This window comes from Dyadobacter sp. SRI_021 (genome assembly GCF_057586235.1).
Genome location: NZ_JBYCZM010000002.1, coordinates 314,934 through 335,255 on the forward strand (window position 1 = coordinate 314,934; position 20,322 = coordinate 335,255).

Here is a 20,322-nt window from a genome sequence, read left to right on the forward strand (position 1 = left end):
AAAATCAGTATATCGAGGTAGTGTTCCCAAACCACCGATCTCCATTGAAAGAAGCAAATGCCGATATGCTCTTGTGGAGCGCCTTCCGAAATGGCGACAGGGACGCATTTGCCTCCATTTACCAAAAATACATCGATGAACTTCTGAGCTACGGTTATCGCGTCACCTCTGACCGGCAGCTGATCCGGGATAGTGTGCAGGACCTATTTCTGCACATTTGGGTCCGTCGCGGCAATCTGGCCATGACCGATTCCATCAAGTTCTACCTCTTCCGCTCGCTCCGCAACCGCATTATCCGCAACCTCGAAAAGCATCCCGAACGCCTGCATGCCGACATTGGGATGGTAGATTTAGCCGAGGAAAGTAATGCATTCGAGGCGGTTATTTTCGGGCATGACGGTCCTTCCGACAGTTATGAGAAATTGGCTGAGGCCGTTAACCGCCTTTCGCCACGGCAGCGTGAGGCGGTTCAATTGCGATATCTGCATGGTTTTTCACTCGATGAAATTGCCGAAATGATGCAAATGAACAACCAATCGGTGCGGAACCTGCTTCACCGGGCCATTACCCAGCTACGACTTTTCTTCGAAACAGCAGGCGGTTTGCTTGTTTTCCTTTCCACTCTACAAAATTTTCCTGGTCGCTGAGTACAAACCTGCATTCACCCGATTTAGGGGTTAGAAAGGTTTTTACCATGACAGAGAAATACCAGTCCTACACGGCAGCCGATTTTATTCAGGACGATGCCTTCATTCAATGGGCCAAATCGCCCGATGCGGCGGGAGATGCATTCTGGGAGCAGATAGCTGTATTATATCCCCATCAGAAGGAAGTCATCGCGCAAGCGAGGCAAACCGCCCTGAACCTTGCCGAAATTTCGCGCCCCGCATTCGATGAAGAGGAAGCCGGTTTGATTTGGGCACAAATAAGCGGGCGAATGGATGAAGAGCCGGTTTTGGCACCGGTATTCCGGTTGGGCTGGCTGCGCTACGCGGCTGCCGCGGTAGTAGTGTTGCTGGCAGCCTGGGGAATCCGCCATTGGTACCGCGAACCGGAAACGCTGTACGCGCAACGTACCCGACAGTTGGAAAATGTACACGAGGAAATCAATGAAACCGGGAAAGAAAGGGTTGTTCAATTGCCCGACGGCAGCCGCGTTACGCTCGCACAGAGCAGCCGCATTAGCTTTTCCGAAAGCGTGGCCGGCAACAAACGGGAGGTGTACCTTTCGGGCGAGGCATTTTTTGATGTAAAGAGAAATCCTTCCCAACCATTTTTTGTGTACGCCGGCGAGTTGACCACCCGCGTGCTGGGAACGAGCTTCACCGTGCGGTCATTCGAAAAGGAAAACGTCGCTTCCGTGCAGGTTCGCACGGGTAGCGTGTCTGTGGAAGCGCGGGCGCCCCGCAAGACGCAATCGATGATACTCGCCCCGAACCAGCAGGTATCGTTTTTCCGGAGGGAGGAGCGGCTGAGCATGGGACTCGTGAAAGCGCCACAGCCGGTGATCCCGCAAGCAGAACTGGCCGGATTTACATTCAGCAATGCACCGGTAAGCACCATTTTCGACTCACTCAGCAAGGCCTATGGAATTGAAATCATATATGACAAAGAGGCCGTAGCCGCTTGCAGGCTCACCTCGTCGGTGCAGGAAGAATCGCTTTTTGAAATACTAGGGGTGATTTGCGAAGCCATCGAGGCCGACTACCAGGTGAGCGGCGCGAAGATCCGCATTTCAGATCCGCATTGTAATTGACCATCCTAAATCCTAACCCCATTACTCTATGACCAAATAGCCGTCCACTACCCACAAAAAAGCCGGCAACGGTTCCAGCGTTACCGGCTCAGGCTCCTTACCGAATGTACTGTGAACATCCGACCCTCTCGGGATGCAAGGAGTGTTATTGTCTCTTTTCAAAACAAGAACCGGTTTAAACGTAATGAAAAAAAAGCTATTTAACTATCAAATACTCCACCGACTGATGCGCTTTTCCTTCATGCAGCTCTGTATAGCCGTGAGTATTGCAACCGTTTCGATAGCGGGAAAGGTCGGCGCGCAGGACCTGCTGAGCCACCGTATCAGCCTCAGCGTGCAGAACCAGAGCGTGGTGCAGATCCTGTCGGCCATCGAGAAACAGGCCCAGGTACGATTTACCTACCGGCCCGAGCTGATTACCGAAAGCCGCAAGTACTCCTTTGAGGTGAAGGAGGAAAAACTGGCCAAGGTTTTGGGCGAAATCCTCGATCCGATGCGACTGAAATACAAGGTAATGGGCAAGCAGATTGTGCTGACCCCCGTAAAAAGCAGCGGAGATTCGTCGATGAGCGGGGAAATGCTGCCGGAGCTTCGCGCTGCGCCCATGCGGACGGTCACGGGGAAAGTGACTTCCTCGAAAGACGGCGCGCCGCTTCCAGGGGTGAATATCCTCGTCAAGGGCACGCAAACAGGTACCTCGACCGATGTTGCCGGCAACTTCTCCATCGACGTCACCGGTCAGGGGGCCGTGCTGATCTTTTCCTACATTGGTTTCAACAGCCAGAGCGTGGAAGTGGGTAATCAGTCGGTGCTGAATGTAAGTTTGCAGGAAAGCGTGGAAACGCTGAAAGAGGCCGTAGTGACTGCGATGGGCATTACCCGCGACAAGCGGTCGCTCGGCTATTCGGTAGGAAATGTGCAGGCCGAGGCGCTGACCCAAACCCCTCAGAACAACGTCCTGAATGCACTTTCGGGCAAGGTTGCCGGTGTGCAGATCTCGCAGATGGACGGAACTGCCGGTTCGACGGTGAATGTGATCATCCGAGGCGCCAACTCGCTGAACAACGATAACCAGCCGCTGTTTGTGATCGACGGTGTGCCAGTGGCCAACAAGCTGGACAACAGCTTCGCCGGTGCCGACATGGGGAACGCGATTTCGGACATTAACCCGAATGATATTGCTAATGTTTCGGTGTTGAAAGGCCCTAGCGCGGCTGCATTGTACGGCTCGCGGGCGGGTAACGGGGTGATCCTGATCACGACGAAATCGGGCCGGGGAGGGAAAAAGGGCCTGGGTGTGTCGCTGAATACGGCGATGGTACTCGAAGTGCCGCTGCGTTATGTGCCGGTGCAGAACAAGTTTGGCTCGGGCAAGAGTGGCGCGCATATTCTGGAAGAGCAGGAGAATGAGAGCTGGGGGCCACGCCTGGATGCGGGAGAGCAATGGGTGCAATGGAACAGCAACGGGCAGAAGGTGCCGCTGGTTTCATATCCCAACCGTTTCAAGGATTTTTTCCGGACAGGTACTACCAATACGAATAATGTGTCGGTAAACGGCAACTATGACAAGGGCAACTTCCGGCTGTCGGTAGGTAATATGAAAAACAAAGGCATCGTGCCTAATACCGATCTTTCGAGGCTCACTCTGGCATTGAATACCACCTACAATATCACCGATAAACTGCGTGCCCAGGCTAATTTCAATGTATCTGAATCAGGGTCCGACAACCGTCCGCTCATTGATGCCAGCCGCAATTCGCCGGTACGGAGCATTTATGAAATGGGTGCTCAGGTGAATATCCTCGATTTAAAGGATTACTGGATGCCGGGGCAGGAGGGGATGCAGCAGCGGGTGTATAAAACCAAACAGAACAACCCGTATTTCATTGCCTACGAAAACCCGACGGGTTTTAAACGCAACCGCACCGTCAGCAAGCTGCAACTCGATTATGACATCACCAGCGAATTCTCCCTCATGGGACGCTTCTCGCGCGATGCGTACGAGGAGAAATTGGAGGCCAAAAAAGCTTACAGCAATTATGAGGCGGTAAAAGGGGGGTATGAGGTCGAGATGAATGATCACAAAGAGACCAACCTCGATTTCATCGCGAGCTGGAAGAAGAATTTCAACGAAACATGGAGCCTGAATATCCTGGCAGGCGCCAACCGACTTGAACAGCGATCGAATTTTATCAATAATGCCACTACTGAACTCGTTTCGCCGGGCTTGTACACCATCGCCAACGGAGCTCCGGGGACGATCACTTATAATAGCCAGTGGACCCACAAGCTGCTTTATGGCGTGTATTCGTCGGCCTCCATTGGTTTTAAAAACTACGCATTCCTGGATTTGACGGCCCGAAATGACTGGTCGAGTACGCTGCCGAAGGATAACCGGTCGTATTTCTATCCTTCCGCGTCATTGAGTGTGATCTTGTCGGACGTTTTCACATTGCCCTCCTGGATTTCACTCGCCAAGTTCCGTGCGGGATCAGCACAGGTAGGTAACGATGTGGCGCCTTACAGCCTCCGCCAGACATACCTCGCCGATACCGACTGGGGCCCGACCAAGCGCATGTACCAGAACGATATTTTGAAAAACAACAACCTGAAACCGGAAATATCGAGTGCTAACGAGATCGGTTTGGATTTAAAATTCCTTAAAAACAGGCTGGGAGTCGAAGGCACGTATTATGTTCGGAATAACAAAAACCAGGTACTCACGATCGGTATTCCTATCGAATCGGGTTCGAGCAGCAAGCTGATCAACGCAGGGCTCGTACAGAGCCGGGGATTTGAGCTGGGTATCAATGCCACGCCCGTGGAAGGCCGCAACTTCATCTGGGATGTGACTGTGTCGTTCACACGGAACCGCACGCGCATCAAGCGTCTGGCTGAGGGGATTACCTACTTTTCGTTCAACTCGTACAGCGGCGCGGAGGTGCGCACGTATGTGGGCGGCGATGTGGGCGACATTTACCAGCAACCCATGCTGAAAGTGACCGACCGGAACTCGCCCTACTACGGTTACCCGATCCTCACCAGCGGCGGTTTGTACCAGACCGACACCGATATTAACCATATCCAGAAGATCGGCAACTACAACCACGACTTCCTGATGGGCGTTCAGCAGACCTTCCGCTACAAGAATTTCAGCCTTTTCGCCAACATCGACTGGCGCCAGGGCGGCTCGTTCTATTCCAATACCATGATGTTCCTTGGCAACAATGGCCAGCTGGAAGAGTCGCTTTCCGGCGTTCCCTACGACAAGAACACGCCGATCGATCAGCAGATCAAAGCGAACCCGCAAGCATTTCTGGGTAAATGGGTTGGAGGGCGCAATGCCGAATACGGCGGTTTTGATGCATGGACGGGTGCTAAGAAGGACATCCGCGTGCAGGATGCCAGCTTTAACGTGGGCGTACGAACTGCCAAAGACGCGGAAGGCAACACTACCTATATTGAAAACCTCGGTGGCCCCAACACCGTCTGGCTCGACCCTTTCAACGCTTACCGCTATTCGACGCGCCCTTTCCCGAGCGAAAATATGTACAGCGCCACCTATGTGAAGCTGCGGGAGGTCGCTATTACCTACCATTTGCCCAAAGGCCTGACCGACAAACTGAAATTGCAGAATGCATCGGTCTCCATTGTGGGTAATAACCTGTTCGAATGGACAGCCGCGGGCGTGAGCATCGACCCCGAGCGTGCATTCCGCCAAAGCGGTTCCGCCTGGATGCAGGGTGTCGAATACTATAATGTTATGCCGTGGACCGGCTCGGTGGGTTTGAAGCTGAATGTAGATTTTTAAACGATTGTGATCATGAAAATTTCCAAAGTGATATATAGCCTGGCGGCGGTAGTAGGGCTTCTCCTGATGAGCTGCGAGGATTTGAGCGAAGTCAACCAGAACCCCAACAGCCCGGAAGAAGTGTCGGCGAACTACATTATGAGCTATGTGCTGACGCATTCGGCCAAGGCCTATTATGCACTCGGTGCGGAAGGTTCGGACCTTTCGGGTGCAATGCAGTACATTCAGATGGGGACCAATGAAGGCGCTATGAAGGTCAACCAGTATGGCTGGTCGGCAGCAAGCTGGTCGGAGTACTATAATATTTTGAAAAACAACGATTTGATGTACCAGGCAGCGGTGCGCGACAACAATCGTTTTTTCCAGGCGATAGCCCTAACCATGAAATCGTTCGTATTTGGTTTAATGACGGACCTTTTTGGCGACATTCCGTATTCGGAAGCGCTGCAAGCCGCCAGCGAGCAATATTACCCCAAATACGACAGCCAGCCCGACGTGTACAAAGGCATTCTCACCGATCTCAAGACCGCTTCTACCTTGCTGGGAAGCCTGGGTACTGCCGATGTGGTGAGTGCCGGATCGGACGTGCTGTATGGCGGGAAGGCGGCCAACTGGAGAAAGTTCGCCAATGCATTGCGGATGCGTTATGCGCTGCGGTTATCAGCCAAAAAAGCGGAAGCGGCCGCTGCCGGTATCGACATTACAGCGGAATTTAAGGATGCGGCAAGCGCCACATTTACCGCCAATGCCGACGATGCATCCATCGCTTTCATTGGCACTACCAAAGACAACTCAGCCGTGGGCGGTTTGCTCAATGCGAGCAATCCTTTGTATTATATCAAACCATCCAAACCATTTGTCGATAAGCTCACAGCCCTCGGCGATCCCCGCCGCGACCGCTGGTTCCAGCCTGTGCTGAACAAATGGGACGCCAAAACCACGACCGCAACCGATAAAACCGTAACCAATGCATTTGGCGAAACATTCACGGTGAAGTACATGCCGGCCAAAGCGGGCGTTAATGTGGATACTTCACTTTATGTGGGATTGCCCGTCGGTCTGGCAATCGTGGACGCGACAGGTTATAACAAGGGGGACGACGGTACTGCCTACAATCCGGAGCGTAGCCCGTACATTTCGTTCCTGCACAACCGCTACCGCACCAACACCGAAGCTTACGTGAAAATGAACCTCATTACCCATGCCGAGGTCGAGTTTATGCTGGCCGAAGCTGCGCTGGATGGCAACTGGGGTGTTTCAGGCACGGCAGAGGACCATTATAAAAGTGCGATCAAGGCATCACTGGATAAATACAATGCGCAGGTAGCCAGCGGATTCAGTTTTGATCGGTATTATGCGCAGGACGCGGTAAACCTCGCGTCGGCTTCCGACAAGCTCGAAAGGATTTCGGAACAGAAATGGATTGCCGGCTGGCTGAGTGTCGAGCCATGGTTCAATTGGCGGAGAACGGGCTTTCCGGTGCTTAAAACCGGTCCGGCGGCACAATTCGGTGCGGCTATTCCGGTGCGGTTTGTGTACCCGATCGCCAATGCGGATGTCAAATACCTGGTGAATTATAATGCGGCGGTGGACAAGCTGGAACCGAGCCGCTTCGTGCCGACGGGTCAGAGCAAAGACCATCAATATTCAAAAATGTGGCTGCTGAAAGGTACTTCGGCGCCCTGGTAATCGTTCGGCTCCGGCCGGTTTTAGTATGTATTTAAAAAACAGCATTTCAAAAATCGTTGCAACGGGCATTTTGGCCCTGTGGGCGCTGGCAGTGGCCGCGCAAAATGGAGACACCTATTTGCCCACGGCGGCACCCGACCGCATTGTGCTCAATGTGACGGCCGACCCATCGACTTCGATGGCAGCCAACTGGCGAACCTCCGGTGCCGTTTCGGAAAGTTTCGCCGAAATCGCCGTTGCCGAAGCCGATCCGCGGTTTGTGTCGAAGGCGAAAAGGCTCACAGCCCGGACGGAAAAGCTGGTCTGGGAGGACACGCCCACGGCCCATTACCATTCCATTGTTTTCGAAAACCTGCAACCCGGTACCAAATATGCGTACCGGGTTGGCGGGGAGCAGGGGTGGAGTGAATGGATCCATTTCACCACCGCAGGAACTCGTGAGCAGAAGCTTTCCTTTGTCTATTATGGTGATGTTCAGGTGAATATTTCTTCGCTGTGGTCGCGCGTTGCGCGTGAGGCGTATGCGAAAGCGCCCGACGCGCGCCTGGCCATCTACGCGGGCGACCTGATCAACAAAGCCAACCGTGACGTCGAATGGGGCGACTGGTTTCGTGGCGGCGGTTTCATCCATTCCATGATCCCGGCGTTTCCCACCCCCGGCAACCACGATCATTTCGATACGCCCGAGGGCATTAACACCACTTCGGTATTCTGGCGGCCGCAGTTTACATTGCCCGAAAACGGCCCGAAAGGCCTGGAAGAAACCTGCTACTATGCCGACGTTCAGGGAGTAAGGTTCATTTCGTTAAACTCGGATCAGGTGGATGTTTCGGAGAAATGGACAGAGGTGCAGAAAAAGTGGCTGGAAGGTATTCTCAAAAGCAATCCGAATAAATGGACGGTCATTACCTTCCATCACCCGATTTTTTCACCTAAAACCACCCGCGATAACAAGCGTATGCGCGAGACTTTCAAACCGTTGTTCGACAAATACAAAGTCGACCTCGTACTGCAAGGCCACGATCACACCTATGCACGTGGAATGGCCCATATCCCGATGACGGAAAAAGGGGCACAGTCGGGAACGATGTATGTGGTATCTGTCAGCGGACCGAAAATGACGGATTCAAATGTCGACCGCGCTGCCTGGATGGACCGCTCGGCCATTTATACCCAGCTTTTCCATGTTGTGAACGTCGAAGGCGGCAAGCTATCATTCGATACCTACACGGCAACGGGCGAGCTGTACGACGCATTTGATTTAATTAAACAAAAGGGAAAGATTAACCACATTGTAGAACGCATACCAGCTGACGTCGCCGAACGACGCTGACAATACCTGACCACACTTGACCACTTCTGACCATCCCTGACTATTTCCTGACCAAACTTGACTATTTTCTGACCGGCCCCTAACCATGCCTGACCACCCATGAAACGCATCACCCTTTTTGTTTCCTCCGCTCTACTGGCTACCTCATTGCTAGCAGCGTTACGATTGCCGGTTTCCGACGAATTCCCTGCCGAAATCGTCAAATTCAAGGCATATGCTGGCAATCCTTTGTTCAAAGGGACCGGTGACCCGCAAACCTGGGACGAGAATATCCGTGAGCGTGGATACATCTTGCGCGAGGGTAACAAATACTACATGTGGTATACCGGCTATACCAAAGCGACCGGCAACGATATGAAATACCTCGGCCTGGCAACTTCCGACGACGGTTTGAAATGGACCCGCCACCCGAAAAACCCGATTCATACGTCCCTGTGGGTGGAAGATATGTGCGTGTTGAAGGAAGGGAACACCTACTATATGTTCGCTGAAAGTAAGGACGATATCGCCCATTTGCTGACATCTACCGATCGCATTCATTGGAAAGATCAGGGCGCAATCGACATCCGTCTCAAAAACGGATCGCCCATCAGCAAAGGACCTTACGGGACACCGACTGTCTGGAAAGAAAACGGCACCTGGTATCTCTTTTACGAACGCAACGACGCCGCTGTGTGGCTTGCCATAAGCAAAGACCTTGAAACCTGGACGAACGTACAGGACGAGCCGGTACTGAATGCAGGGCCGGAAAAGTACGATGCGTTTGCGGTCGCGTTCAATAAAGTCATTCAATACAAAGGCCTGTACTATGCCTACTATCACGCGTCGGCGTTCAAAGACTGGCGAGAGTGGACAATGAATGTAGCCGTTTCGAAAGACCTCGTCCATTGGAGCAAATACGAAGGAAACCCCATTGCCGGTAACAATTCTTCCAGCGGTTTCCCGGTTTTCGACGGCAGGCAATGGCGGTTTTATACCATGCATCCCGAGGTACGGGTTTACTTCCCCGAAAAATAGAATGTCTCTCCATGATTTTAAAGCATTGCGACCCGCGGTCTCGTACCAGGTTGCAATGCTTTTTTGTCTTAAACTAAAAAAAAGCCTTCCAGCCGCCACGCTTGAAATGCGCCCGGGTGTCTCTGGTATTGGAATCGCAAAAATGCGGCGATCCGCTCATCAATCAGACACCATTATGAAGAGATTTTTTTATTTCGGTTGCTTCATCCTGCTCGCGGCGGGGCAGTTCGGTTGTTCCAAAGACAATCCCACACCAACGCCTGAACCTGAGCCCGAACCCATCAAACTGGAACGCGAGGCTGTGAAATTTGCACTTCAAGGCCGGCCGCAATACCTCGCAGAGGCTTACCGGTTCATCGGGAAAGACTCGGTGGATCTGTTGAAACTGGACACCAATTATGCCAGATACCGGAACATCGTTTTTTTCTCGTTCCATTTTGACGAAGGATATATTAATTTTTGGAGCGGCAGCCAGTTCCCGAATACTGAAATCCCGGGTGACGTGAAGACATTTAACCTCGGAATAAGGGTCGACCGGCCCACCGGCCTGCGTTGCTATTGGGAAGAGGAGAAAGGTACTCTTAGAATCGAGAGTGACAGGATGACCGACTATTTTCCCATGATTGTTCTCGGCAAAAAGGCGTACCTCGAAACATCGTCGTTTGTAAATCATCGGACGATCGAAATGGTCAAAGCGGCCCAGGTCAAATCGCAGGCGATTTTTATTTACGAAGACGACGATCCGAAACTGGGGAAAGTGAAATACAAGATCACACTCAAACCCATGTACGAATATTACCGCGAGCCCAACCAGCAATGGGATGCCAACTTCGCCGTGTTCTGAAATGGGACTTGTTATGAAAAAGCTGCTGTTATTTGCATTTTTGTGTATTGCCGGCGCGGGCATGTCCAGATGCGGAAAGGAGGATAAGGACCAGCCGGATCCCAAACCGGAACCTGTTCGCCTGGATCGTGATACGGTTTCGACCTGGCTCGCCGGACGCTCTTTTTACATTACCGATGCATGGCGGTTTGCCGGGAAGGATTCGGTAGATATGTACAAGGTGGATACACTGCTGCCGCTCTATGCAAAGGCTGCAATCCTGAACTTTTACATCTCAAAAGGCGCCGGATCCATTATGTTTCATGGTGGCGCGAGTCAATTTCCAAATACCGAGATTCCGGGCAATGCGCTGACATTCAATTTGAATATCCGTATTTTTCTCCCGACCGAAATGAACTTGACCTGGAACGAGGAGACAGGTACGCTGAACGTGGAGACGCGTGCGAAAACGAGCTATTTCCCGATGATCGTCCCGGGTAAAAAAGGATATCTCGATCCGGCGAGCTTTAACGTGAAAATGTCGGCCGAGCAGGCGAAAAAGGCGGTCGTTAAGCCGGGTATGAAGTTCATTTACGAAGACGACGATCCCAGGCTGGGCAAAGTCACTTATAAAATTACGATGAAACCAATGTATCAATACTATCGCGAACCCGGCCAACAGGCGAGTGCGAAGTATTTTGTGTACCCTTGAATTGATTGATAGTAATTAAATTATGAAATCCCTGGCACTCATATTCATCGCGGCACTCGCGCTCACAGGTTGCAATGACCTGAAAGACCTGCGCCCGGTGGATCCCGCAACGGAAATTCCGGTGAAGGTTGTGAATGTGGTAAAGGCGAAATTCCCGAAAGGCGAGGATCTGGTTTTCAAGCCGATCCTGGAAGACAAAATCTGGGAAGTGAAGCTGAAATCGGAGGCTGACCGGTTTGTCTCCCTCGTTGACTACGGGAAAATGTGGGAGACGTTTAAGGTTATGCCGGATGGCGTCCCTTCCGTCCTGCAAACAACCCTGCAAAAAACTGCTTTTGGGGACGGGACATTATCGGAATATACCCAGGGCTATTTCGCCACGACCAGCAATAACAAGCTGCTATACAACTATAAGAATGAAAATTACTCGCTGGAATGGGGGGGCGTATATCCTAACGGCGTCAGCTCGGCTACGTTCGACCCGTCGTTGTACCGGATCGCCACCTATGAGATCGCCGATCTGCCTGCATTCGTGAGGGATACCATCAAAACATTTCCCAAAGCGACTTTCGTAGTCGGTTACACCTGGGTGAGGCTCGATGGTTCCAGACGCTACTATGTGTCCGGCAAACTGAACGAGGGCGGCATGTACGACCAATTATCCCTTCTTTTCGACGATAAAGGCAAATTGAGATGGATGAGCAACCTTTTCACGCAGCCAGGCGTGCCCGTGACATTTTCGAACCTGGAAATTGTGCCGGCTGAAATTAAACAATACCTCGATAGTGCTCCCGAACTCGCGGGTTATCAATATGAAAAGAAGCTAAAAAGTTACATCAACGGACTGGATAGCTATTACATCGTCGTGACTGTCGGAAGTGTTTCCAAGTGCGAACTCTATTTTGACAAGGATTTCAATGTGCTCAATAAAAAATACACTGTGTTATTGTATTAAAAAATAGGAATTAATTAAGTTTAAGTTACTTACAGGTCTAAGTTTTATTCCTGAACCCAACGTTCCCCTGATGAAATTCTTTCTCTCTAAAAAGTACGACAGCGTAACAAGCCTCGTGAAAGCCTGCCAGCAGCAGGACCCGAGGGCGCAGACCGTATTTTATGAGCGATACAAGGCCAAAATGACTGGTATTTGCCGCCGCTATGCGCGGACCGTAGCCGAGGCCGACGACATATTTCAGGACGCATTTGTAAAGATTTTTAACAATATCGGCGATTTGAAGGAGCCCGAGGCCGTGGACGGCTGGGTGAAAGTAACGGTGATCCGTACGGCAATCAACTATTACAACCGCACCACCAGGCAGCAGGAGCTCCAAAGCTCGCTGGACGGCGTGGAATGGCAGGTAGAATCGGACGATTACGTGCGCATCATCGATCAGATGAACGTCCGCGACCTGGTAGAAATGATCAACGAGTTACCCGATAAATACAGGACGGTGATCAACCTGCACCTGATAGACGGCTATACACACACCGAAATTGGTGAAATGTTATCCATGTCGGATGCCACGGCCCGGTCGCAGTTCATGAGAGGACGTAACCTGCTAATGAAAAAATTGGAACTAAAAGGAATAGTGCATCATGAAAACTTCTGAGGACAAACTGAACGAAGCGTTGCGCGACGTCCTCAAACGCAAGTTTGATGACTATGAAGAACAGCCCAACGCCAACGCGCTCGAACGTATACGTGCACGCGTGAAGCCCGCGCGTACGGGAAGATATTGGTGGTTTACCGGTGCGCTCGTACTGCTCTCCGTGTCCGGGATACTTGTCAGCCGGTTCGCGGGCGAAAGCAAAACGTCGGTTTCGGAAAAAGCGGTTGTACACGCCGGCAACGAGGCCGAACCAGCCACTTCCGGCTATGCAGAACCGACCAAAGAACCGCTTTCCGTTTCGAAAGCGCCGGTGCATTCGGCCCGATCGTTCTCCCGCAAAACGATCTGGAAAATACCTGTTTCGCGGTCGGAGAAACTGGTTAAAAGTATTTTTGTGAAAGACCCTGGTAACCAACCGGCATCGGAGGTGCATCGTGGGCAGGCAGGCAACGCCTCGGGCGCCACTGTAAGCCGGAATGAAGGTTTACCGCCGGTGAAAACAGGCCCTGTGGCTGTGACAGCGCAGGAGGCAGATCATATCAATGCGACACTAGCCGAAGAAGCGCCTGCACCGGTGGATTCGGCGACAGCTGCATTACCGCTGGAAGAATTGGCATCGATGTCGTTGAAGGAAATGCAAATTCCGTTGCATTTGCGCGGTGTGGTAGCGCCTGCAATCAAGCCTGCGAAGGTGATCGTCACCAACCCGACGAGGATGGCATGGCTTTTCAATGCGTCGGCGTTGCATTCCTATCAGATATTGACGGTGCCATCGTCGGCAGCACAGGATTTTCAGAATTTCAGCTTCCCGACATTATTCACGGCGCGGTCAATGGGCTACAAAATAAGTGGTGGGGTAGAACGGAACGGGATTCAGTTGCAGCTCCATTACAGCGGTTTCCGGCAAACGTATTCCTACGAAATCGCCAACAACAATTACCTCGTCAAACCCGACGATAAAGGGCAGTATCAAACCGTGCGCCAGGGTGACAGGGTGGAGGAGAACCGGAAATTCTCGATGCTCGGCATTGGCGTTACGAGGCAGCTGCGCTGGGGACATTCGCCGGTGAGCCGGTTTTACGCCGCTTTCGGAGCGGAATATTCGCATGATTTGAAAAGCAGCCAAAGCCTCGGATGGGTCAGCCTGGGATTGGGGAAACAATTTGCGGCCAGCCACCATACAGCATTCAGCATTGGTCCTTACGCCGAGTTCAGTCCGGTGAAGGTGAAAGGAACTCAAAACCCGTTCTACTATCAGCCGTACCGCGTGGGGATATCGGCAGGGCTCCGCTTCGTGCGGCCCTGATCTGCTCACAGGTCAAGTCCCGGTAACCACACTACCGGGATTTTTTTATGTATAAAAATTTTCTACAACCATTTCATTCCCATCTGATTAAAAAATACCTACATTTACGGGCACGTGCCCGAACGGTATTTGTAATTACAAAAATCAACTTAGCCACGCCCACACCTGAGCCACACACAACGCCAGACCACCGCTGACCACACCAGCCAATACCTGACTAGACCTGACAACGCTTGACCACACCTGACAACGCCTGACCACCCTTGACCACATCTGACTAAACCTGACCCAACCCATGACCCAACCAGGAACAACAAGAAGAGATTTCATTGCAACCGGCCTTGCCGCTATGGCAGGGGCGGGGCTTTCTGCCGCATTTTCACCGACATTCGGAAATCCACTGCGTCCGGCCGACAAGATCCGCCTCGGTATCATCGGTACTGGTTCGCGCGGCGCCGGCTTGGCTACGCTTATCCGAGAAATGCCCGATTATGAGCTGGCAGCCTGCTGCGATATCATCCCCGAAAACCTGCAAAAAGGACTGAGCCTCGCTGCTAAAAGTGCCATAGGCTATACCGATTACCGAAAGCTGCTCGACGACAAATCCATCGACGCCGTGGTGATCGCCACGCCGCTTTACCTGCATTACCCGATGGCCGTGGCCGCATTGCAGGCAGGAAAGCACATTTACCTCGAAAAATCGATGACGTACGACATCCCGCAGGCGATTGACCTTGTGAAAAAGGTGAAGGCTTCGGGGCTTGTGTTCCAAATCGGTTACCAGTACCGGTACTATGGTCTCTACCACCGGGTCAAAGAGATCATAAAGGAAAACTGGCTGGGGAAAATCACGCATTTCGAATGCCAGTACAACCGCAACTCAAACTGGCGCTTCCCGGTGAAAGACCCGAAAATGGAACGTGCGATCAACTGGCGTATGTACCGCGAATATTGCGGTGGCCCGCTCTCGGAGCTTTGCGCGCATGAGATCGACGTTGTGAATTACCTCACCGACAGCCGCCCGATGAAGGTGGTCGGGCTGGGGGGCATTAACTACTGGAAAGACGGCCGGGATACTTATGACAACATACGCACGGTTTACGACTACCCCAACGGCGTGAAAGCCAGCGTGACTTCGGTGTTATCCAATGCATATAATGGTTACAGCATCCGGATTCTGGGTGACAAGGCCACGGTCGAGATCCTCCGCGACAAGGCATTCATTTATCCTGAAATCACCAACAATGCCAGAGGCGTTGTGGATGGCGTTACCGGTGCGACCATCGCGGTTACCACCCAGGGCAAAGGCGTGGAAGTGAAGTTCGGCAAGCCGGGTGAAGCGGACCTGGAACCTACCGTGTTTGCATTGAAAGACTTTGCCGCATGCGTCAGAAACAAAAAGGAGCCCATTTCTAACGTCGAGACCGGTCGCGACGGCTCCATTGCGATCCACATGGGCAACGCAGCGGCGGATACCGAAAAAGTACAATACTGGAAACCTGAATATTCGGCCTGATGAAATGGCGACGGCAATTGGTAGGGCTGTTGGCGGTAGTAATGTGCTTTGCGACGAGCGCACTACACCCCGCGAAGGTCCCCTGTACTTACCGGATCACCGGGCAGGCGCAGGGCACCACCTATGCGATTACCTATTTTACCGACCGGGAACGGGTAAGTCAAACGCAGGTGGATAGCATCTTCAAAAGCCTCGACGCGTCGCTTTCCATTTACGAGCCGGGTTCGCTGATCAGCCGTTTCAATGCGTCGGCCGAGGGAGTTGAAATGGACGGCCACTTGGCACGGGTAGTCGAAAAATCAATGCAGATTTACCGCGAAACCGCCGGGATTTTCGATATCACCGTGTACCCGCTCGTGCGTGCGTGGGGATTTGGCGCGAAAGCCGCCGATGCCATGCCCGACAGTGCTGCCATCCGGCAACTGCTGCCGTGTGTAGGTTCGGATAAATTGAAGATCAACGGCGGCAGGCTTTTAAAAACAAACTCCTGCACCCGGATAGACGTGAACGGTATCGCACAAGGGTATTCGGTGGATGTTGTGGCAAGCTTCCTGGAAGCGCGCGGAATAGGCAATTATGTGGTTGAAATAGGAGGGGAAATCCGTACCAAAGGCCGCAAACTACCTGGTAACGAGCCGATGAAGATCGGCATCGAAACCCCTTCGGCCCATGCATTCGACGTGCCCGCGATCCGCGAAATAATCAGCATCGGCGATGGCGCCGTAACCACCTCGGGCAATTACCGCAAGTTCAGGGAATCGGGGGGCGTGCGGCTTTCACACATTATAGATCCCCAAACGGGCTACTCTGTGCAGCGTGAAATCATCAGTGCAACCGTAGTGGCGCCCGAAGCGGTCATCGCCGACGGCTTCGACAACGCACTGCTCGCCGCAGGCATCGACGGGGCGTTTGAAATACTAAGCCGTCATCCGGAAATGGAGGCGTATCTGATTTACCGGAAGCCTGACGGGACTGTTGCTGATACGGCGTCCGCGGGGTTTGAGCGATATGTGGTGCTGACCACCGCCGACGATGGCCGACCATAGACGATAGACTATTGTTGCCCGCCGCCGACCGCCAGCTACTTGCTCAACGCCGCCCCGGAGGGGCAACCTGTTTATAGCAATATGTTACACCAGACGTTTTACCCCGGATGGGGTATCCTGTTTTGCGCCATCGGGTTTATTCAGGAGGCTCCTCCGGAGCCCACACCGTATTGTATCGGCTGGCTATAAACAGGGTGCCCCTCCGAGGCCTAGCCGGGTATGACGTGTGCAGGTACGCGATCGGCGGGAGGGCCTGCGGCCCAACCATGGACAATGGTCTTGTATCGTCTATGGTCGACCGCAGGCTCATAGCCCCATAGCCCACGGCGGTCGGTCGTCGGCGGTCACCCATTCCTCTCTTTTCGAGAACGTTATCGGTACTATTTCCGGCGGATCGCGTGGATACCTACCAAATTCCTTGTAACATTGTTATAAGCCAAAATTAAATACTGCCGGACGTGTAAAACGCATCATAAAAGACTTCGCAGCCGCATTGCGAGGTAAGCGTTGCTATGTCCGGTCCTGGCTTGCCGCCTCTGAAAATTCATTTTTCATTTCCTAACCATAATCTTATGCATGTAAAACTACCCACCCATCGATGGGCCCGTATTCTTGTTCTTTTTGCATGCCTCAGCCCGTTATGGCTCCACGGGCAAAGTCTGAGGGATGTTACCGGCGTGATTACCGATAGTTTGAGCAAACAAGGCCTGCCTGGCGTGACCGTCGTGGTGAAAGGCACGCAGCGGGGTACCACCACTGATGCCGAGGGCCGTTACGCCGTACAAGCCGCTCCGTCGGATGTGCTGACATTCAGCTATGTAGGTTATGTGACGAAAGAAGTGGCTGTCGGGAACCAGTCGGCGATTGAAATTACCCTGCAACCGAGTACCAATGCGCTCGACGAGTTGGTAGTAGTGGGCTATGGGACGATGAAGAAAAGCGACCTCACCGGCGCGGTGATCCGCATCGATTCGAAGACATTCAAGAACCAGCCGATGACCCAGCTTACCGACATGCTGACGGGCACCGTGGCGGGTTTCAATGCCAACCAGGCTACTTCCGCGGCCGGAGGGAGCTCGTTACAGATCCGAGGGCCGAAGTCGCTGACGGCCAATTCGAGCCCGATGGTGGTGATGGACGGCGTGATCTTCAACGGCAGCATTGCCGACATTAACCCGGCCGACATCGAAACCATGGATATCCTCAAAGATGCGAGCTCAGCAGCCGTTTTCGGTGCACGGGCCGCGGGCGGTGTGATCCTGATCACGACCAGAAAGGGGGCCACCGGCAAGCCGGTGATCAATGTCTCGGCCAATGTGGGTACCGCGCAAACGGCGAACGATTTCAAGCCTTTCGATAAGGACGGCTACCTTACTTTCCGCCGTGACCTGCTGCGTGCTACCAATCCGGACCGCCCGTCATTTTATTACGACAATCCGGGTACGCTACCGGCAGGCGTTTCGCTCGAACAATGGCGTAATGCGAGTAACAATCCGCAAGCCGATAACACCCAGGAATGGCTTAGCCGCCTGCGCTTTTTCCCGATCGAAACCGAAAATTACCTGGCCGGTAAAACAGTGGATTGGTATAAAGAGGTGATTCGTACCGGGTTGCGGCAGAATTACGATGTGAGCATCGGGGGCGGCTCTCAGAATGTGACCTACTACTGGTCGCTGGGCTATCAGAACAACGAAGGGATATTGCGGGGCGACAAATTTTCGACGATCCGCTCGCGCCTCAATGTGGATTTCAAGGTAACCGACTGGCTCAATGTGGGGGTAAACAGCCAGTTTGCCGACCGCGACGAGAGCTCTGTTCCCGCCAACCTGGGGCAGATGTTCATCATGAGCCCCTATGGCTCGATGTTCGACGAGAACGGCAACACGATGTGGTATCCCAACAGCTTCGCGGTCGCCAATCCGCTGATCAACTATTACGGTCAGGACAGAATGAAAAAGGTGAACACACTATTTGCTTCGCTTTATGGCAAGATCAAGCTGCCTTTTGGATTTGACTACAAAATATCCTTTCAACCCAGGTACGAAGCTTCGAAGGACTATAATTTCTGGTCGTCCAACACGCTTGACGGCGGCTCCACGCGTTCGGGCGGGTACAGCACGCGCGCGGACGCATCCACATACGAGTACATTCTCGACAACCTGCTGCATTGGAACAAGCAGTTCAGCGTTCACCAGTTCGATGTGACGTTGCTTTACAGCGCTGAGCGCAACCGGGGATGGTATTCCAAAATGGCAAACCAGGGCTTCGTTCCCAATCAGAACCTCGGTTTTCACGGGATGCAGTATGGTACCAACCCGGCTATGGAGACCAACGATACCCAAATCACCGGCGACGCGGCTATGGCGCGGCTCAACTACACTTTGTTTGATAAATACCTGATCACGGCGTCGGTCCGTCGGGATGGCTTCTCGGCATTCGGTACCAGGCAGCCGAGGGCGGTTTTCCCGGCAGCCGCGGTGGCCTGGAAGATCTCCGAGGAGAAGTTCTTCCACATTGACTTCGTGAGCCAGATGAAGCTCCGCTTGTCGTGGGGCGTGAACGGTAACCGTGATATCGGGGCGTATTCGGCGCTGGCGCAACTGCTTTCGGCCATGTATTACGATGGAACCAATGTGCAGGTGGGTGTTTACAACACCTCGCTCGCGAACCCGAACCTGGTGTGGGAGAAAACGAAGTCCATTAATATAGGTATGGACCTAAGCTTGCTAAAAAACCGCATCGACCTGAGCATGGAATACTACGACATGACCACCACCGACCTGTTGATGAAACGCCTTCTACCGGAAATCACCGGTTTCAAAGACATTACCACCAACCTGGGACTGCTGGGCAATAAAGGTTTTGAAATGACTATCAATACCATCAATACCGAGCAGGCTAATTTCTCGTGGCGCAGCGGGCTTGTATTTTCATTTAACCGAAACAAAATCAAGCGGTTATTCGGGGATTACAAAGAGGAGACCGTGGATGGCAAAACCGTTACCAGGGAGCTTCCCGACTATTCCAATGAGTGGTTCCCCGGGCAGGCGATCGACCGCGTGTGGAACTATAACGTGACGGGCATCTGGCAAACGGCGGAAAAGGATGCGGCGGCGGTCTACAAATTACAGCCTGGCGATTTCAAAGCGGAGGATGTGGATGGCAATGGTAAATATGAAGCGCTGCTGGACAAGCGGTTTATCGGCTACCGTCAGCCCCGCTTCCGGATCGGTCTTCGAAATGAGTTTACATTCTGGAAAAACTTCACCGCCAGCCTATTTCTCCGGAGCGAGCTGGGCCATATCGCGCCGTTTGCCGAAGGTTTGCGGACCGGCGGCTCTGACACCTATGATCGCAGGAACACCAACGATTTCCCATACTGGACACCCGACAACCCTACGAACGAATATGCGCGGCTGAACACCAATACCAACGTTTTCGGCGGGGGAATCAAGGTGTATAAGAAGTTGTCGTTCCTGCGCTTGCAGGATGTCAATATAGGCTATTCGTTGCCGACCGATCTTTCTAAAAAACTGAAAGTGAATAGCGTACGTGTATTTGCTTCGGCGCGTAACCTGCTTACTTTCACGAAATGGCCGGGCTGGGACCCAGAGGCCTGGGACAGTGACGGTACCAACGTCCCGATGCCCAAAAATTTCACCGTCGGGCTTAATCTCTCATTGTAAACAGCCATTAACCTGAG

At 52.7% G+C, this 20,322-nt stretch carries 15 protein-coding genes; 14 read left to right on the forward strand and 1 reads right to left on the reverse strand.

What is annotated here, in order from left to right:
* Positions 1–44 precede the first annotated feature (44 nt).
* Both AC2YIT_RS06580 and AC2YIT_RS06585 read left to right on the forward strand, forming a co-directional pair.
* Positions 45–647 carry an RNA polymerase sigma factor gene (locus tag AC2YIT_RS06580; RefSeq protein WP_430847616.1) on the forward strand — a complete coding sequence of 201 codons (603 nt, stop codon included), beginning with the start codon at positions 45–47 and terminating at the stop codon, positions 645–647.
* A 47-nt stretch (positions 648–694) separates the two neighbouring features.
* A complete protein-coding gene (locus tag AC2YIT_RS06585; RefSeq protein WP_487278666.1) occupies positions 695–1,756 on the forward strand; it encodes a FecR family protein in 1,062 nt (353 codons plus the stop codon).
* 21 nt (positions 1,757–1,777) lie between these two features.
* Here AC2YIT_RS06585 and AC2YIT_RS06590 read toward each other — a convergent pair whose 3' ends face one another.
* Positions 1,778–1,918, reverse strand: a complete 141-nt coding sequence (locus AC2YIT_RS06590; RefSeq protein WP_487278667.1) for a hypothetical protein — start codon at positions 1,916–1,918, stop codon at positions 1,778–1,780.
* 22 nt (positions 1,919–1,940) lie between these two features.
* Here AC2YIT_RS06590 and AC2YIT_RS06595 point away from each other — a divergent pair, with 22 nt between their 5' ends.
* The 12 genes from AC2YIT_RS06595 to AC2YIT_RS06650 all read left to right on the forward strand — a co-directional run bounded on the left by AC2YIT_RS06595 (position 1,941) and on the right by AC2YIT_RS06650 (position 20,305).
* Positions 1,941–5,567 (forward strand): SusC/RagA family TonB-linked outer membrane protein, encoded by a 3,627-nt coding sequence (locus tag AC2YIT_RS06595; RefSeq protein ID WP_487278668.1) that lies wholly within the window; start codon positions 1,941–1,943, stop codon positions 5,565–5,567.
* 12 nt (positions 5,568–5,579) lie between these two features.
* On the forward strand, positions 5,580–7,256 hold the full coding sequence (locus tag AC2YIT_RS06600; protein ID WP_487278669.1) for a SusD/RagB family nutrient-binding outer membrane lipoprotein: 1,677 nt from the start codon (positions 5,580–5,582) through the stop codon (positions 7,254–7,256).
* A gap of 25 nt (positions 7,257–7,281) precedes the next feature.
* A complete protein-coding gene (locus AC2YIT_RS06605; protein WP_487278670.1) occupies positions 7,282–8,589 on the forward strand; it encodes a purple acid phosphatase family protein in 1,308 nt (435 codons plus the stop codon).
* A gap of 99 nt (positions 8,590–8,688) precedes the next feature.
* Positions 8,689–9,606, forward strand: a complete 918-nt coding sequence (locus AC2YIT_RS06610; RefSeq protein WP_487278671.1) for a glycoside hydrolase family protein — start codon at positions 8,689–8,691, stop codon at positions 9,604–9,606.
* Positions 9,607–9,781: 175 nt separating this feature from the next.
* A complete protein-coding gene (locus AC2YIT_RS06615) occupies positions 9,782–10,450 on the forward strand; it encodes a hypothetical protein (RefSeq protein ID WP_487278672.1) in 669 nt (222 codons plus the stop codon).
* A 13-nt stretch (positions 10,451–10,463) separates the two neighbouring features.
* A complete protein-coding gene (locus AC2YIT_RS06620) occupies positions 10,464–11,141 on the forward strand; it encodes a hypothetical protein (RefSeq protein WP_487278673.1) in 678 nt (225 codons plus the stop codon).
* A gap of 22 nt (positions 11,142–11,163) precedes the next feature.
* Positions 11,164–12,096, forward strand: coding sequence for a hypothetical protein (locus AC2YIT_RS06625; RefSeq protein WP_430847634.1), 933 nt, complete (start codon positions 11,164–11,166; stop codon positions 12,094–12,096).
* A 70-nt stretch (positions 12,097–12,166) separates the two neighbouring features.
* A complete protein-coding gene (locus tag AC2YIT_RS06630; protein WP_487278674.1) occupies positions 12,167–12,751 on the forward strand; it encodes an RNA polymerase sigma factor in 585 nt (194 codons plus the stop codon).
* Positions 12,738–14,057, forward strand: a complete 1,320-nt coding sequence (locus AC2YIT_RS06635; protein WP_487278675.1) for a hypothetical protein — start codon at positions 12,738–12,740, stop codon at positions 14,055–14,057. The genes AC2YIT_RS06630 and AC2YIT_RS06635 overlap by 14 nt, the downstream gene beginning before the upstream one ends.
* Positions 14,058–14,352: 295 nt before the next feature.
* Positions 14,353–15,573 carry a Gfo/Idh/MocA family protein gene (locus AC2YIT_RS06640; protein ID WP_487278676.1) on the forward strand — a complete coding sequence of 407 codons (1,221 nt, stop codon included), beginning with the start codon at positions 14,353–14,355 and terminating at the stop codon, positions 15,571–15,573.
* Positions 15,573–16,619: an FAD:protein FMN transferase gene (locus tag AC2YIT_RS06645; protein ID WP_487278677.1), complete on the forward strand. Its 1,047-nt coding sequence runs from the start codon at positions 15,573–15,575 to the stop codon at positions 16,617–16,619. Before AC2YIT_RS06640 ends, AC2YIT_RS06645 begins: the two co-directional genes overlap by 1 nt.
* A gap of 572 nt (positions 16,620–17,191) precedes the next feature.
* On the forward strand, positions 17,192–20,305 hold the full coding sequence (locus tag AC2YIT_RS06650; protein ID WP_487278678.1) for a SusC/RagA family TonB-linked outer membrane protein: 3,114 nt from the start codon (positions 17,192–17,194) through the stop codon (positions 20,303–20,305).
* Positions 20,306–20,322: the final 17 nt, after the last annotated feature.